Source organism: Kribbella polygonati (assembly GCF_050320105.1).
Taxonomy (GTDB): domain Bacteria; phylum Actinomycetota; class Actinomycetes; order Propionibacteriales; family Kribbellaceae; genus Kribbella.
The window spans coordinates 2511073-2526911 of record NZ_CP190129.1; the positions used below are offsets into that span (position 1 = coordinate 2511073).

The 15839-nt window shown below is 70.2% G+C and carries 18 protein-coding genes; 5 read left to right on the plus strand and 13 right to left on the minus strand.

Annotated elements, in window-relative coordinates:
• The first annotated feature begins 2 nt into the window (after window positions 1–2).
• Window positions 3–518 carry a hypothetical protein gene (locus tag ACQHIV_RS11995; protein ID WP_427893679.1) on the plus strand — a complete coding sequence of 172 codons (516 nt, stop codon included), beginning with the start codon at window positions 3–5 and terminating at the stop codon, window positions 516–518.
• Here the strand turns inward: ACQHIV_RS11995 and ACQHIV_RS12000 are convergent.
• Both ACQHIV_RS12000 and ACQHIV_RS12005 read right to left on the minus strand, forming a co-directional pair.
• On the minus strand, window positions 490–666 hold the full coding sequence (locus ACQHIV_RS12000; protein ID WP_427893681.1) for a hypothetical protein: 177 nt from the start codon (window positions 664–666) through the stop codon (window positions 490–492). The two genes, ACQHIV_RS11995 and ACQHIV_RS12000, sit on opposite strands and share 29 nt — an antisense overlap.
• Window positions 666–2540 carry an ABC transporter ATP-binding protein gene (locus tag ACQHIV_RS12005; protein WP_427896466.1) on the minus strand — a complete coding sequence of 625 codons (1875 nt, stop codon included), beginning with the start codon at window positions 2538–2540 and terminating at the stop codon, window positions 666–668. Before ACQHIV_RS12005 ends, ACQHIV_RS12000 begins: the two co-directional genes overlap by 1 nt.
• A gap of 139 nt (window positions 2541–2679) precedes the next feature.
• Here ACQHIV_RS12005 and ACQHIV_RS12010 point away from each other — a divergent pair, with 139 nt between their 5' ends.
• From ACQHIV_RS12010 to ACQHIV_RS12020, 3 genes are read left to right on the plus strand one after another with little or no spacing between them, the layout of a single operon-like run.
• Window positions 2680–3120, plus strand: a complete 441-nt coding sequence (locus tag ACQHIV_RS12010) for an SRPBCC domain-containing protein (RefSeq protein ID WP_427893683.1) — start codon at window positions 2680–2682, stop codon at window positions 3118–3120.
• Complete coding sequence (locus tag ACQHIV_RS12015; RefSeq protein ID WP_344196529.1) at window positions 3117–3443, plus strand: ArsR/SmtB family transcription factor; 327 nt, start codon at window positions 3117–3119, stop codon at window positions 3441–3443. Before ACQHIV_RS12010 ends, ACQHIV_RS12015 begins: the two co-directional genes overlap by 4 nt.
• Window positions 3444–3448: 5 nt before the next feature.
• Entirely contained in the window at window positions 3449–3889 is a 441-nt protein-coding gene (locus ACQHIV_RS12020) for an SRPBCC family protein (protein WP_427893685.1), read from the plus strand.
• Here the strand turns inward: ACQHIV_RS12020 and ACQHIV_RS12025 are convergent.
• The gene (locus ACQHIV_RS12025) at window positions 3886–4650 is read right to left on the minus strand and encodes an enoyl-CoA hydratase/isomerase family protein (protein WP_427893687.1); all 765 of its coding nucleotides are present in this window, start codon (window positions 4648–4650) and stop codon (window positions 3886–3888) included. The two genes, ACQHIV_RS12020 and ACQHIV_RS12025, sit on opposite strands and share 4 nt — an antisense overlap.
• A gap of 25 nt (window positions 4651–4675) precedes the next feature.
• Complete coding sequence (locus ACQHIV_RS12030; RefSeq protein ID WP_427893689.1) at window positions 4676–6274, minus strand: ABC-F family ATP-binding cassette domain-containing protein; 1599 nt, start codon at window positions 6272–6274, stop codon at window positions 4676–4678.
• 62 nt (window positions 6275–6336) lie between these two features.
• On the opposite strand from ACQHIV_RS12030, the gene ypfJ reads away from it, so the two are divergent.
• Window positions 6337–7239 (plus strand): KPN_02809 family neutral zinc metallopeptidase, encoded by a 903-nt coding sequence (gene ypfJ / locus ACQHIV_RS12035; protein ID WP_427893690.1) that lies wholly within the window; start codon window positions 6337–6339, stop codon window positions 7237–7239.
• A 119-nt stretch (window positions 7240–7358) separates the two neighbouring features.
• Here the strand turns inward: ypfJ and ACQHIV_RS12040 are convergent, their stop codons facing one another.
• From ACQHIV_RS12040 to ACQHIV_RS12080, 9 genes are all read right to left on the minus strand, one after another.
• Entirely contained in the window at window positions 7359–10376 is a 3018-nt protein-coding gene (locus ACQHIV_RS12040) for a hypothetical protein (RefSeq protein ID WP_427893691.1), read from the minus strand.
• A 33-nt stretch (window positions 10377–10409) separates the two neighbouring features.
• Window positions 10410–11342 (minus strand): hypothetical protein, encoded by a 933-nt coding sequence (locus tag ACQHIV_RS12045; RefSeq protein ID WP_427893693.1) that lies wholly within the window; start codon window positions 11340–11342, stop codon window positions 10410–10412.
• 108 nt (window positions 11343–11450) lie between these two features.
• Window positions 11451–12092, minus strand: a complete 642-nt coding sequence (locus ACQHIV_RS12050; protein WP_427893694.1) for a hypothetical protein — start codon at window positions 12090–12092, stop codon at window positions 11451–11453.
• A gap of 19 nt (window positions 12093–12111) precedes the next feature.
• Entirely contained in the window at window positions 12112–12894 is a 783-nt protein-coding gene (locus ACQHIV_RS12055) for a TadE/TadG family type IV pilus assembly protein (protein WP_427893696.1), read from the minus strand.
• Window positions 12881–13312 (minus strand): TadE/TadG family type IV pilus assembly protein, encoded by a 432-nt coding sequence (locus ACQHIV_RS12060; protein WP_427893698.1) that lies wholly within the window; start codon window positions 13310–13312, stop codon window positions 12881–12883. The genes ACQHIV_RS12055 and ACQHIV_RS12060 overlap by 14 nt, the downstream gene beginning before the upstream one ends.
• A gap of 11 nt (window positions 13313–13323) precedes the next feature.
• Entirely contained in the window at window positions 13324–13746 is a 423-nt protein-coding gene (locus ACQHIV_RS12065; protein WP_427893700.1) for a TadE/TadG family type IV pilus assembly protein, read from the minus strand.
• An 8-nt stretch (window positions 13747–13754) separates the two neighbouring features.
• Window positions 13755–13973 (minus strand): hypothetical protein, encoded by a 219-nt coding sequence (locus ACQHIV_RS12070; protein ID WP_209699881.1) that lies wholly within the window; start codon window positions 13971–13973, stop codon window positions 13755–13757.
• Between the two features lie 43 nt (window positions 13974–14016).
• Window positions 14017–14937, minus strand: a complete 921-nt coding sequence (locus ACQHIV_RS12075; RefSeq protein ID WP_427893702.1) for a type II secretion system F family protein — start codon at window positions 14935–14937, stop codon at window positions 14017–14019.
• Window positions 14934–15839 (minus strand): type II secretion system F family protein, encoded by a 906-nt coding sequence (locus tag ACQHIV_RS12080; protein ID WP_427893704.1) that lies wholly within the window; start codon window positions 15837–15839, stop codon window positions 14934–14936. The genes ACQHIV_RS12075 and ACQHIV_RS12080 overlap by 4 nt, the downstream gene beginning before the upstream one ends.

Consider the following 15839-nt stretch of genomic DNA (forward strand, 5'->3'; position numbering starts at 1 on the left):
CGATGTACGACGTCGTACTGCTTGTCGAACAGGAACTGTCCGAGCCGGACGCGAAACGCGTCGTCGAACTCCATCAGGACATGCCCGAGCCGGTCACGTACCACGTGCTCGTGCCCTGCCACAACGCGGAGGCAGGCGTCGAGGCGTCGATCAGCGCGCTCGGTACGGCGGACCTCTACGGACCGGGCCTCGCCGGTCAGCGCGAGGACCTGCAGGAGGCGCAACGGGCGATCGACTCCGAGGCCAAGGGCTGCAGCGGCCGCAGCGTGCAACGGCTCCGCGATCTCGGGCAGCACGCCGAGGGCGGGATCTCGCACGACCGGCCGATCGACGCGCTGGTCGCGACCGTGCGGCACAGCCAGGGCCAGGAGGTCATCATCCTGACCCGGCCGCACATCGTGGCCGAGTTCTTCCATCTGGACTGGACCAACTCGGCCCGCCGGCACCTCGGCGTACCCGTGCTGCACCTGCTGGAGCACGAGTCCCGGTCTAGTGCTGGAGCAGAACCGCGTAAGTGAGGCCGGCGGCCAGGCTCGCGATCAGCAGCGACAAGGTCGTCCTGATCGCGCGCTCACCGGTGCGGCCGTAGTGCCGGCCGTCCTCGGAGTGGTACGCGACCTTGTAGCCGGCGTACCCGGCTGCCAGGACGAGCCCCAGTTTGATCATCAGACACCTGCCGCTGTGCCGGACTCCTTGAACTGCGTGTGGTACAGATCAGCGTACTCGCCGCCGGCCGCCAGCAGCTGCTCGTGCGTGCCGCGTTCGATGACGTTGCCGTGGTCAACGACCAGGATCTGGTCGGCGTTGCGGACCGTGGACAGCCGGTGCGCGATGACCAGCGACGTACGGCCTTCGAGGGCGGTGTCCAGGGCCCGCTGGACAGCGACCTCGGACTCGGAGTCCAGGTGCGCGGTCGCCTCGTCGAGTACGACGATCTTCGGCGCCTTGAGCAACAACCGGGCGATCGCGAGCCGCTGCCGTTCGCCACCGGACAACCGGTGCCCGCGGTCGCCGACGACCGTGTCGAGTCCGTCGGGAAGTGCCGACACCAGCTCCCAGATCTGCGCCGCCCGCAACGCCGCCGTCATCTCGTCCTCGGTGGCGTCCGGCTTCGCGTACAGCAGGTTCGCGCGGATCGTGTCGTGGAACATGTGCGCGTCCTGAGTCACATAGCCGATGCTGTCGTGGAGGGACTGAAGGGTGACGTCGCGAACGTCGTACCCGCCGACACGCACCGCTCCCCCAGTCACGTCATACAGGCGGGCGACCAAGTTGGTGATGGTGGTCTTGCCGGCGCCCGACGGGCCGACCAGGGCGACCATCCGGCCGGGCTCGACGACGAAGCTCACGTCTTCGAGGACCTGGGCGGAGGCGCGCTTGTCGAGGACCGCGACGGACTCCAGGCTGGCGAGCGAGACCTGTTCGGCGGTCGGGTAGGCGAAGGCGACGTGGTCGAACTCGACGCTCGCGGCGTCGTCAGGCAAGGGCTGCGCGTCGGGGGCGTTCTTGATCATCGGCTCCAGGTCGAGCACCTCGAAGACGCGCTCGAAGGACACCAGCGCGGTCATCACGTCGACGCGGACGTTCGACAGCGCGGTCAGCGGCCCGTACAACCGGCCGAGCAGCGCGACCAGGGCGAGCAGCGTGCCGACGGTCAGCGTCTGCCGGACCGCCAGGTTGCCGCCGACGCCGTAGACCAGCGCCGTCGCGAGGGCCGCGACCAGCGTCAGCGCGGTGAAGAACACCCTGCCGAGCATCGCGATCCGGATACCCAGGTCGCGGACCCGCCCGGCACGTTCGCCGAAGTCGCGCTCCTCCAGCGCCGGGTGGCCGAACAGCGTGACCAGCAACGCGCCGCCGACGCTGAACCGCTCGGTCATCGCGGACGACATCTCGGCGTTCAGGTTCATCTGCTCGCGGGTCATCGCGGCCAGCCGGCGGCCGAGGATGCGCGCCGGGACCAGGAAGATCGGCAGCAGCAGGATCGCGACCAGCGTCAGCTGCCAGCTCAGCGCGAGCATGGCGCCGACCACGAGGATCAGGCTGATGATGTTCGAGACGACGCCGGACAGCGTGGTGGTGAAGGCCTGCTGGGCACCGATGACGTCGTTGTTCAGCCGGGAGACCAGCGCGCCGGTCTGGGTCCGGGTGAAGAACGCGACCGGCATCCGCTGCACGTGCGCGAACACCTTGGTCCGCAGGTCGTAGATCAGACCCTCACCGATCCGCGCCGAGAACGAGCGCTGCACCAGGCCGAGCACGGCCTCGACGACCGCGAGTCCGGCGACCACGAGCGCGAGCGCCGTCACGAGTCCGGCGTTCCCCTTGGTGATGCCGTCGTCGACGATCTTCTTGAACAGCAGCGGCGACGCGATCACCAGGAACGCCGACGCGATCACCAGCACCAGGAAGCCGCTGATCTGCCAGCGGAACGGCCGCGCGAACCTCAGGATCCGCCGGACCGTGCCCTTCGCCAGCTTGCGTCCGACGACGGACGCGTCCTGCCGCCGCCAGCCGGCCGCAGCCATCCCGCCCATCATCGACATCGCGCCGCCTCCCTTTTCACAGATCATCTCAACATTCCGGGGATGAGAACGCTTCCCGCAACCTTTGGTTGCATATCGGCCCGGCGTGCTCTACAGTCATGAGCAACCAAAGGTTGCGAAAGGGGCAGGGGCAATGAGCAGGAGCATCGAGCGGGAGATTCGGATCGAGGCCGCGCCGGAGGTGGTCTACGAGGTGGTGACCTCGCCGGAGCACCTGCGCGAGTGGTGGCCGGACGAGGCCGACTACAAGCCGGTCCCGGGCGGCACCGGCACGGTCGGGTTCCGGCAGGCCGAGGGGCTCATGTCGGTGCCGTTGACGGTGCTCGAGGCCGAGCCGCCGCGACGGTTCGTGTTCCGCTGGGACTACGACGGCGAGGCCGCGACCGTGCGGAACTCGGTGCTGGTCACCTTCGAACTGGTCCCGGAGGCCGGCGGCACGCTGCTCCGGTTCGCCGAGACCGGGTTCGACGAGGCCGGGAAGTCCGACGAGCTGTTCGCCGACCACACCAGCGGCTGGGACTACTACCTGCCGCGGATCGCGCCGTACGTCGCCCGGCTGGTCGCCAGGCCGTGATCGACGACGAGCTCTGGTCGGCGATCGGCGACCCGACCCGGCGGCGGATGCTCGACCTGCTGCTCGCGGACGGCGGCGGTACGGCGACCGGGCTCAGCGAGCGGCTGCCCGTCACCCGGCAGGCGGTGGCGAAACACCTCGGCGTCCTGGACCGGGCCGGCCTGGTGCACTCCGCGCCGTACGGGCGGGAACGCCGCTACACCGTGGACGAGGACCGCCTCGCCCACGCCATCAACCAGCTGTCCGACGTGACCCATGCCTGGGACCGGCGGCTGCAGCGGATCAAGACGATCGCCGAGGCGATCGAACGGAAGGAAAGGTAGTACCGATGAGCGATATCCTGCACCGCGTGGGCATTGTTGCCCCGAGCAAGGATGTGTACGACGCCCTGACCACGATCGACGGGCTGGCCGGCTGGTGGACCGTGGACACCACCGGCGACGTCGACGGTGTGATCGAGTTCCGGTTCGCCAGCGCGGGTGGCGACGGCTTCGACATGAAGGTCCTGGAGACGAGCCCCGAGCTGATCCGCTGGGAGGTCGTCGGCGGACCCGAGGAGTGGATCGGCACCCACGTCAGCTTCGCGCTCTCGACGGTCGACGACTTCACGATCGTCCTGTTCAAGCAGGAGGGCTGGCGGGAGCCGGTCGAGTTCATGTACCACTGCAGCACCAAGTGGGCGACGTTCCTGATGAGCCTCAAGCAGTACGTCGAGACCGGCAAGGGCGAGCCGGCCCCGAACGACGTACTCGTGAGCAACTGGCACTAGCCGAAGGCGGCGATGAGCTCCTTCAGCCGGCGTTCCTGAGCTTCCCGCTCGGCCCGGAGCTGGTCGTCGTACGAGCGGTCCGCGGCACCGAGGAGCAGCGCCTTGGTCTCGCGGATCGCGCCCGGCAGCGGCCCGAGCAGCGCGTCGGACAGGTCCTTGACCGTCGCCGCCAGCTCGTCGGCCGGTACGACGATGTTCGCGAGGCCGAGCTCCTTCGCCTCGGCCGCCTCGACCCACCGGGTGGTCGCGCAGATCTCGAGCGCCCGGGAGTACCCGACCAGTTCGACCAGCGGCTTCGTGCCGCCGAGGTCCGGGACCAGGCCGAGCGACGGCTCGCGCATGCTGAACCGGGCGTCCGGGGTCACCACCCGCAGGTCGCAGGCCAGCGCGAGCTGGAAACCGGCGCCGACCGCGTGGCCCTGGACGGCCGCGATGCTGACGAACTCCGGCCGCCGCAGCCAGGAGAAGCCGGACTGGAAGTGCGCGATCAGCTCCAGCACCTCGCCGGTCGGCTTGGCACCGAGGTTGAGCAGCGGCTCCTCGCCGAGCTCGTTCTCGCCCATGATCAGCCGCCGGTCGAGCCCGGCCGAGAACGACGGCCCCTCCCCCGACACGATCACCACCCGGACGTCGTCCGGCAGCGACGTACCGAAGTCCGCCAGCTCGCTCCACATCCGCGGCGTCTGGGCGTTCCGCACCTCGGGCCGATCCAGCACCACCCGGGCCACGGGCCCGTCCACACTCAGTCGCAGACCAGTCATACCGCCGGATATTACTCGGAAGTAATCAGGCGAGCGAGACCAGGTCGGCGTACTCGTTGGTCCAGAGGTCCTCGACGCCGTCCGGGAGCAGCACGACCCGCTCGGGCTCGAGCGCCTCGACGGCGCCCTCGTCGTGCGTGACGAGGACGATCGCGCCGGTGTACGAGCGGATCGCGTTCAGCACCTCGGCGCGGGACGCGGGGTCGAGGTTGTTGGTCGGCTCGTCGAGCAGCAGCACGTTCGCCGCCGACACGACCAGGGTCGCCAGCGCGAGCCGGGTCTTCTCGCCGCCGGACAGCACACTGGCCGGCTTGTCGGAGTCGTCGCCGGTGAACAGGAACGAGCCGAGCACGCTGCGCGCCTGGGTCTCGTTCAGGTCCGGGGCGGCGGACTTCATGTTCTCCAGCACGGTCCGGTTCACGTCGAGCGTCTCGTGCTCCTGGGCGTAGTACCCGAGCTTGAGGCCGTGGCCGTCGATGATCTCGCCGGTGTCGGCCTTCTCGATCCCGCCGAGGATCCGCAGCAGCGTGGTCTTGCCGGCACCGTTCAGCCCGAGCACGACCACCCGCGAGCCCTTGTCGATCGCCAGGTCGACGTCGGTGAAGATCTCCAGCGAGCCGTACGACTTCGACAGCTCGCGCGCCATCAGCGGCGTCTTGCCGCACGGCGCCGGCGTCGGGAACGCGATCTTCGCGACCCGGTCGGCCTGACGCTCGTCCTCGAGCGAGGACATCAGTCGCTCGGCGCGCCGCAGCATCTGCTGGGCGGCGGCCGCCTTGGTCGCCTTGGCGCGCATCTTGTTCGCCTGGTCGACCAGCTGGGTGGCCTTCTTCTCGGCGTTCGCCCGCTCACGCTTGCGGCGCCGTTCGTCGGTCTCGCGCTGGTTCAGGTACGCCTTCCAGCCGACGTTGTAGACGTCGATCTCGGCCCGGTTCGCGTCCAGGTGGAAGACCCGGGTGACGGTGTCCTCGAGCAGGTTCACGTCGTGGCTGATCATGATCACGCCGCCGGCGTACGACTTCAGGAAGTCCCGCAGCCAGACGATCGAGTCCGCGTCCAGGTGGTTGGTCGGCTCGTCGAGCAGCAGCGTCTCGGCCTGCGCGAACAGGATCCGGGCCAGCTCGACCCTGCGCCGCTGCCCGCCGGACAGGGTCGACAGCGGCTGGCCGAGAACCCGGTCCGGGAGGCCGAGGTTGGCGGCGATCCGGGCCGCTTCGGACTCGGCGGCGTACCCGCCGGCCGCATGCAGGTCCGCCTCGGCGCGCTCGTACCGCCGCATGCCTTTGGCGCGGGTCTTCTCGTCCGTGCTCGCCATCTGCTTCTCGGCGCCCCGCAACCGCCGGACGACGTCGTCCAGCCCGCGGGCGGACAGGATCCGGTCCCGGGCGAGTACGTCGAGGTCGCCGGTGCGCGGGTCCTGCGGCAGGTAGCCGATCTCGCCCGACGACGTCACCGACCCGGCGGCCGGCAGCCCCTCCCCGGCGAGGATCTTGGTCAATGTGGTCTTGCCGGCCCCGTTGCGGCCGACCAGCCCGACCTTGTCCCCCGGGCCGACCCGGAACGACGCGGGCGCCAGCAGCTGGCGGGCACCGACGCGGACCTCGAGATTGGAAACAGTGATCATCGGGGTACGCAGAGGTCCTTACGCTGGGGCCGGCAGGGGTTAGCTGCTCTAGTGTATGTGCCGTGAAATTCAATCCGGACGCGGATCTCGACACCAGCGGTGTCGAGGACACCCGCGGTAGTGGTGGTGGCGGCCGCGGTGGCCTGCCCGGCGGGGTGATCCCGGTCGGCGGCGGCATCGGCGGCATCATCCTGCTCGTCGTGATCCTGCTGCTGAACGGCGGCCTGCCAGGCGGAGGTGGCAGTGACGAGCCGGCGGCACAGAACACGGCGGCAGGCAATCTCGGCTCCTGCAAGAAGGGCACCGACCTGCAGTCGAACTCGAACTGCCGGTTCGTCTTCTACCAGAACTCGATCCAGAGCTTCTGGGCGAGCGAGCTCCCCCGGCGCGGCAAGAAGTACACGCCGGCCGCGATGCGGGTCTTCGACGGCTCGGTGAACACCGGCTGCGGCCCGGCGACCAGCGCGGTCGGCCCGTTCTACTGCCCGCCGGACAAACGGGTGTACCTCGACATCGGCTTCTTCCAGACCCTGCAGACCGACCTCGGCGCCCGCGGCGGCGAGTTCGCCGAGGCGTACGTCGTGGCGCACGAGTACGGGCACCACATCCAGAACCTGTACGGCATTCTCGACCGGATCAAGACCCGGAACGGCCCGACATCCGACTCGGTCCGCTCCGAGCTCCAGGCCGACTGCCTGGCCGGCGTCTGGACCAACCACGCGACCACGGTCCCCGGCAAGAACGGCAAGCCGCTGATCACCGACCTCACCCAGGACGACATCGCCCGCGGCCTGGACGCGGCGGCATCGGTCGGCGACGACCGCATCCAGCAGAAGACCCAGGGCCAGGTCACCCCCGAGTCCTTCAGCCACGGCACCGCCGCCCAGCGGATGAAGTGGTTCAAGGCCGGCATGGACTCCGGCGACATGAACTCCTGCGACACCTGGTCCGCCCGCACCCTCTGACGCTCCCCGACTCCGGGCATCCCACCTGAACGCACGACGGGTTATCCCCTGCTGTTGCCGGTTCTCCTGTCTTTACAAGGGCGGAGAACCGGTAACAGCAGGGGATATCCGTTGGTGTGCTAGGCGACCTGGGCGGGGCGGTGGTAGCCGGGGAGGAGTTCGTCGACCAGGGCGTCGGTCTCGGCTTCGGGGCCGCGGGGGGCGCCGTGCTTGGTGAGGGCGGCGTACATCTGGCCGGCGACGTTGGTGACGTCGGCGGTGGTACCGAAGTGGGCCGCCAGCCGGAGGGTGGCCCGCCACAGTTCCTCGGAGGCCGGCGAGAAGCTCAGGCCGGTCTGCAGGGCGGTGCGGGCCAGGTTGCCGTCGTTGTGGCCGAGGGACGCCTCGGCCAGCCGCAGCGCGGCGTCGACGACGGACTCGACCATCCGGCGCTCGATGCCGGACGCGGCGAGCCACGAGTAGCGGCCGCCGGGCAGGTTCGACCAGGCGGGGCCGTGCACCAGGCTGAGCGCCGTCGACAGCGGGCCGCGCGGGTCGTCCACCATCGACGCCTGCTTGGCCAGCGTCCGGAACACGTCCCAGTCGACCCGGACCACGCTGCGGTTCAGCATCCAGCGGCCGGACTCGTCGGCGTACATCGCGTCCACCCCGACCCAGCGGCGGGTGTGGTCGAGCGCCGAGTCGCGCAGTTCCTGGCTGATGCCGCGCGGCCAGATCGCACCGGCCAGCACGTTCGGGTGTACGCCGTAGTCCTGGCTGGCCAGGAACGCGACGATCTCGGTCGCGAGCGCGATCCGCCCCTCGTCGATCGTGCCGCGGGCGTCGACCTCGACCGGGCCGAGCAGGTCGACCTCGACCGGGGCCGGCTGGCTCAGGTCCATCGCCGAGTACTCGTAGGCCGGCATGTCCTGCTCCGCGCGGCGCTTGTCGCGGGCGTCCGTCTCCGCCGCGTCGAACAGCTGCACCAGGTCCGCGAACTGCTCCGGGTTGATGCTGTGCGCCTCGACCTCGAGGCCGAGCAGCCGGCAGACGGCCTGGTTCTTCTCGTCCACCACGAACCGCCACGGCGCGTTCAGTACGTCGCCGACCACGACCACCGAGATGCTCCGCTTGGTGTCCGCGGCCAGCCGGTTCAGCTGCTCCTGCTCCTCCGGCGACGGCGGCGCGGACACGAAGATGATCTCCGCGCCCCACAGCGCCGCGTCCGGGTGCGTCATCCTGGCCTCGGCGACCGAGGCGGCGTTCCGCCGCTGGCAGGCCTGCACCTGCGCCTCGGTCCGCCGGACCACCTCGCCCATCGCGTCGTCCAGCCGCACCCAGTAGCTGAGCCGGCTCGGCGACAGCGACGACAGGTCGTCGCCGAACCCGACCATGCTGATGTGCGCGCCCTCCGACCACAGGTTGGTGGCCAGCTCGACGGCCAGCGAACCGACCACGTCGCGGGACGCGTTGGTGACGCCGCCGAACGCGACGATCCCGTTCGCGGTGTCGAGGTCGATCAGCACCGTCGCGCCGTCGGCGTTCTGGCCGACCGTGACCAGCGTCGGGTACGGCGCCGGCGCGTCCACCTCGCCCGCCGGGCCGTAGCCGCGGCGCAGCGTCCAGCGCGTGCCCTCGGCGATCGCCTGCCACGGACCGGGCGGCGCGGGCTGCGCCTCGTACGGGTCGAGGACCAGGGTCAGCGCCCGGTCGGTGACCAGCGCGGCGACGACGTTCGGCATCGGGCGCCCCAGCTGGGTCATGTCCGCGCCGAGCTTGCGCAGCGAGTTGTCCACGAACTGCGCGGTCGGTACGTCTGCCGCCAGCCGCAGGTCGATCTCGGTCTGCCGCTGACCGGCCGCCTTCGGTCCCGGGCCCTGCGCCCAGCCGCGGCGGCGCTTCAGCGCGATCGCCAGACCGGCCGCGAGCAGCGTCGCGCCGAAGCCGAAGATGCCGGCCTCCTGCAGGCTGATGCCGCTGTGGGCCGCGACCGGCGCCGCGACCGGCACCTGGGTACCGCCACCGGCCGGCTCGCCCTGGGCGTTCGTCCCGGTGCCCGGGATGTGCGGCTCGGCCGTCACGTTCGGGCCGCCCGGCTTGACGTTCTTCGCCCCCGGGTCGGTCGTCGAGCTGACGATCCCCAGCGAGGACCCCTGCTCGGAACCCTGCTCCGAGTAGCGCCCCGGGCCGTTCGTCCCGGCCTCGGTCCGGTGGTCGACCGCAGCCTTCGGCTTCGCCGTCGTCTTGGTCTCGGTCGTCTTCGTCCGGGTCTCGGTGGTGTGGGTCCTGGTCTCGTTCGTCGTCGTGTGGTCGCCGATGCTGACCCGGACCGTGTGCACGCCCGGGCCCTTGGCGTCGGCCGGCAGCCGCACCTGCCAGCCCGGCATGATCAGGTCCGGGTTGGTCAGCCGGCGGCCGTCCGGCTGCAGCTTGTTCTTGTTGAGGTCGTAGATCTCCTTGTACCGGCGGCCGTCGCCGAGGTGCCGCTCCGCGATGTCCCACAGACAGTCGTAGTTTCGGCCGTGCGGCGGACGCACCTCGGTGTACTTGATCACCTGACCCTGGTGGTCGTGGTTCGTCCGCACACCGGTGGTGGTCTTCTTGGCCTGCTGGTTGCTGCCACTGAGGATCGTGCTGGACGCCTCGGTCTGGCGGAACTGCGACGACGCGGACTCCTGCGCACTGTGCCGCGCGGTGACCGCGGTCGGGGCGACCGGGCCGCTCGTCGTCACCGCGCTCGCCACCGGCAGGCTGACGCCCGCGCCGGCCGCGATCAGTACGACGGTGCCGATCAGCCGCCGGGCCAGCACCTGCGAGCCGCCGCCGAGCGGGACCCGTGGGGACAGCCCGTGGCCGCGGACCTCCGCGACCGCCTCCGCGATCAGGCAGACCACGAAGTGCAGCCAGGCGATCCAGATGAAGAACGCGATGATGCCCAGCACGGTCCGGATGCTCAGCTCGCTGAACAGCATGCTCTTCGTGGGCATGCTGTCCGGCCACGGCGTACCGAAGAACCGCAGCAGCACGTATGGCACGCCGCCGACGATCGCGAGGATCGCGAGCAGCGCGAGGAAGCCCTTCAGCCGGTCCGCGCCCGGACTCGTCGACCGCCGCTGCGGCAGCCGCGCCGCGCGCACCGGATCATTCGTCCTTACCATCGCTCCTCCATACCCCCACCATCAGTCACCATGTCAGCCACCAATGGCCTCGACTTCCTGCACCGGCAACCGCTGCACCGCGTCGACGTTCGCCTGCCCGATCGGCTTCCAGCCGCCCACGTCCTTGCCGATCCAGTAGGACACTTCCCAGGTGATCGTCAGCTTGACCGTGTACATCCCGTCGGGCTGACTCGCGCTGGACTTCGTGTACTTGTGGAAACACGGGTTGAGCTGGTGGAACGGGTCCTTCGTCTGGTCGTACCCGGTCGGGTCGGCCAGCGGCGTCGTCCCGGCCATGCACTTGAACGGCGCGGTGCCGTCGCCGGGGTCGATCGTCATCTCCACGACCATGCCGCGCATGGTCAGGTTGTGCCCCGGGCTGAAGTAGCTGCTCGTCGTACCGTCGATCTCGTAGACCTCGGAGCTCTGCGGCGTCAGCGTGAAGTACGCCGGGATGTTCACCCGCGGCGTGTACGTCGGCATGATCTGCAGCGCCGGCTCCGGGTAGTTGCTCTGGAACTCGTACCAGAACTGCTTCATGTAGTCCGGGAACGGGCACTGCGCTTCCTCGGCCGGGTCAACCGGCATGTACGCGCGCTCGAGGTGCGCCTTGTCGCCGCCGTTGTACGTGTCGAGGTTGTAGTCCGTGATCGTCACCCGGAGCACCCACTTCTTGCCGTCCGGGGCCTTCGGCAACTTGACGCCGTCGGGGATGTCGAAATTCTGGCACGGCACGAACGGCCGGCCCGCGAGCCGGTCCTTCCAGGTCGGCGGCGGCGTACCGTCGCCGAGGTACGGCTGGCCGGAGCTGCAGTAAGAGCCGAAGCCGACCGAGTTCACGTACATGCTGCAGACCGAGTTGCCGGTGACGATCGTCTCGGCGTTGGCGGTCGTGGCGGGGACTGCCACCAGTAGTGCGAGAACGGCGCTCAAGGCGAGCAGCGTGCGGCCTACCCGGTTGTGCATCCTCACTCCCCAGACTCGTCTTCCGGCAGATTATCTTCGACCAGGGGCATCATGCCCGTTGCCCGGTGCCCCGTCACCTCTTCGCAACCTGAATTCCGGCATTCCGGTCTAGACCGGGTAATGAACGCCCGCACAGTTCACGCCCTTGCTCGTGACCAGGCGGTACGGCAGCCAGCCCATCCCGGTCTTCACCATCTCGATCACCTCGGGCGACCCGTGCGGCGCCGCGACGGTCCAGTTCCGGGCCTTCGGGTCCCAGTACTGCGTGCTCTGCGAGCGGCACGTCTGCACCGTCACGGTGCCCTGCGGCGTACTGCCGACACCGACCACGACCACGCCGCCCGGCGGCTTCATCACCCAGCCGTTGCGCTTGGCGTCGGCGATGCCCTGGGCCACGTCGGCGTAGAAGAACGACGGGAACCGCTGCTTCAGGATCGTGTCGTCGCGGTCGACGAGCGCCTTGAAGTACAGCGGGTAACTGGTCACGAGGCCTTGGACGGCGGGATTCGACCCGAAGTTCCCGGCCTGCACGACCACCTGCTTGGCGGCCGGCGCGGTCGGTTGCGCGGTGGTCGCGGGCGCGGTCGCGGTCGTGCGGGGCTCGGTCGGCTGCGTGGCCGGCGTACTCGAGGTCGTCGCACCGGAGCCGCCGGCCGGGACCGGGAGGCCGCCGTCGTTCGAGTCCTTGCCGCAGGCACTCAGCAGCAGGACGCCGCAGAGCACCGCGGCCGGGATGGCAAACGTACGCACGAAGACGATCCTCCGTTGTCTAGCGCCGAGGCGTCTTAGAGGGCTTGGGGCGGCCGGTAGGCACGGACTTGGGCGGGGTGGTCGGCGTCGTGCTCGGCGTGCCGGACGGATCCGGCGTGGGCGTGGGCGTCGGGGTCACGTTCGGCTTGCAGGTGGCCGGGAACGGGAACGGCGTCAGGGTCCAGACCGGTGTCGGCGAGCCGACGGTCCAGGTCGGGCACGGCAGGTCGATGGTCGGCGGCACCGCGGTGGTGATCGGGATGTTGCCCGGGCCGTCGGGCGACGAGTTCACCACGATCGGCGGGATCGTCGGGCTGTCGTCGGCCTTGTCGACGCCCTGCTCGGCGTGTGCCTGGCCGACGCCGGACGCCTTCAGCGACTGCTTGCCGATCAGGCCGAGGAACGTCGTCTTGTTCAGGATGTCGACCTGGATGTCCACCTCCTTCTCGGTCAGCGTGGTCGGGCCGCACGAGGTGACGGTCGGGTCGTTGCTCTGCACCTGGCCGCAGAAGCCGGCGATCGCGGTGGCCGCCTTGGTGGTGTCGATCTTCGCCTCGGCCGAGTTCAGCTGGATGGCGGCCGCGCCGACCCGGGCGGCCTCCTGCGCGTAGCCGACCGCGCGGGACCGGGCGCCGAGCTGCCGGCCGCCGTCGATCACCAGGCCGGCCAGCGTGAAGATCATCACCGCGAGGATCGCCACCGCGGGGCTGAGCGCGCCGCGGGCGAACCGCCGGTGCGGCCGCGGCGCGTCGATCCGGAGGAACTCGACGAACCGCGACCTCAGCTGGTCAGGATCCGGCACCGCGCACCCCCCGGTACGGGTCGAGCGACGAGGTGAAGCGCTTGGTGATCTTGGTGTCGCCGCCGAGCCCGAGCAGGCCCAGGTCGCGGTAGTTGATCGTGCAGGTGACCTCGACCGACAACGGCGACCCGGCAACGAACCCGGTGGTGATCGAGCCGCTCGCGGTCTCCTTGCAGGACTTCACCGCCTGGCTCATCGTCGTACTGACCGCGTCGTCGACGCGGCCCTGCGCCTCCTGCACCGACCGCGACTGGCTGGCGCCACGGGCACCGTCGCGAGCCGCGCTCTCCAGCAGCGACGAGGTCTGGAAGTACCGCCCGCAGGCGAGCAGGAACATGAACAGCGCCAGCAGCACGGGCGCCAGGATCACCATCTCCAGCGCCATCGTGCCGCGCTGGGGGCGGCGCCGCGGCTGCATCGTCCGGAACCTCACTTGTCGGCCTGGAACTGCTCGATCGGGCCGGTGGCGGTCCGGCTCACCTTCAGCTTCAGACCGGGCACCAGCGAGACGGTGTCACCGGTGACGGTGAACGAGACCATGCCTTCCGGGCTGTTGTACGACGGGAACGGCACGGCGGTGTTCTGCAGCGTCGTACCGCCCAACTGCTGGGCGTACGACTGGATGTCCGAGCGCACCTTCTCCCCCACCGCGTCGCTGTAGACCGACGGCTGCACCAGCCGCAGGCGGGAAACGCCTTCCTGCGCGGCGTTCAGCGCCACCGACCGCCCGTACAGCCAGAGAGCGGTCTGGATCGAGACGAAGATCAGGGCCAGGATGGCCGGGGCGAGGATGGCCAGCTCGAGTGTGCTGACCCCCCGCTCCGATCGTCGCCGGGGTGGACGCCGCCGCACGGTGGACGTCAGCCCTGGTCGATCTCGGACGTGCGCTTGCTGATCACGCGCTTCACCACGACGCCGATCGCCAGCGCGGCCGCGACCAGGATCGCCGAGATGATCGCCCACTCCAGGGCGGACGCGCCCAGCTCGGTCTGTCCGGCGCGTTGGCGGGCGCGCTGCGCCTGGGCCCGCGCCACCGCGTAGCCGGCCATCGCCCGCCAGAACATCAACTCCGAGGTCATCGCATGCCTTCCGATTCGTGAAGCCGAAACCGGCCCCAGTATGTCAACTGCCTAGGATCGCCACGCCTGCCGGGAAGGCCAGGAACAGGAAGAAGGCCGCGATCATCACGAGCTGCGCGACCAGCATGGACTGCGACCGCTCGCCGGCCTTGCCCTCGACGTCGGCCAGTTCCTTGCGGCGCAGCGACGCCGCCCGGGCGAGCAGCGAGGACCGGATCTTCGCGCCCTCGTCCCCGGCCAGTGCCAGCGCCGACGCCAGGTCCCGGAGCTCCTCGACGCCGAGGTCCTCGCCGAGCCGGGCCATCGCGTCCCACGGCGTGATGCCGATCAGCCGCGCGTTCGCGAGCGCCTGCCGGATCCGCGCCATCGCCCAGTGCTCGCCGATCGTGGACGCGGTCATCAGCGCCTCCGGCAGGCCGCGGCCGCCGGCCAGGTTCATCGCGACCAGGTCCAGGAAGCTGCCGACCACGTGCCGGAAGTCCCGGCGCCGCTTCTCCGCCTCCTGGCGAAGCGCCAGGTCCGGCAGGAAGAACGCCACCGCCATGAACGCCAGCGTGACGATCGCCGGCGTCGCGCCGGGCGGGGTCAGCCCGATCGCGGAGAACAGGAACAGCACGATCGGGATGAACAGCATCGCGCCGAGCGCGAAGAACACCTTGGTGGCGAGCATCGCGGCGAACGGCTGGTTCATCACCGCGAGGTCCCGGCGGAGCTTGCCGAACGCCCAGCCGCGGGCGTTCGCCTCGGCCTCCAGCCGGCGGCCGAGGGTCGCCCGGGCCCGGTCCACGCCGCCGAGCACCCGCTCGCCGGCGGCACTCGCGGTGGCCCCGCCGGCGAACCCGCCGCGGCCGGCGTCGATCCGCGCGATCGTGGACAGCACGTTGGCCCGCGGCTTGATGAACATCCGTACCAGCACGTACACGCCGAGCCCGGCGATCGCGCCGGTGATGAAGGCCCACGTCATCCGTTCACCACCTCCATCCGCTCGTCACCCGGCCGGTGCACGGCGTGGTCCTTCGAGATGCCGATCAGGAACCGCTCCGGCACCTCGATCTTCGCCAGCCGCCGCAGCCACAGCAGGCCGAGCGCGTACAGGCCGATCACCACGGCCAGCACGACCTGCCCGATGAAGCTCGTGTACGGCGCCATGTACGTCGGGTTGAACAGCACCAGGCCGGCCGCCATGATCAGCGTGATCGCGACCACCACCTGCACACTGCGCCGGGTGGACCGCCGTTCGGCCGCGACCTTGCGGCGTACGTCGAGCTCCTCGCGGGCCGAGTCCGCGAGCGCGCTGAGCACCTCGCGCAGACCGGGGCCGCGGAGCCGGGCGTTCAGTACCAGGGCCGCGACGATCAGGTCCGCGGACGGGTCGTCGAGGTCGTCGGCGAACCGCATCAGGGCCGACGGCAACGGTTCCCGGATCCGCAGCCGGTCGACCAGCAGGTTCAGGCCGGGCTTGATCGCGGGCGCGGCGTTCACCGCGGTGGCCGGGATCGCCTGCTCCAGGCCGACCGCGCCGGCGATCGTGTCGCGCAGCGCCTCGGTCCAGGTGGCCAGCGCCTCCAGCCGCTCGATCGCCCGGCGCTCCTCGCCGCTGCCGCCGAAGAACCGGTCCGCCATCCCGGCGAGCAGACCGAGGGCGATCGCGAGCACCAGCCACCGGGTCACCACCAGCACCAGCAGGCCGACCGCGATGCCGGCGCCGAGCCGGATCAGGTTCTTGCGGTTCTCGGCGCTCCGGTTCCGGAACAGCGATGGCGTCTCGTCCCGCGGCTCGGTGCCGCGGATCGCGACGATCAGCAGCAGGACCGCGCCACCCACCACCGCGCCGCAGAGCAGCGCCGCCAGAGTGTTAGTGCTCAT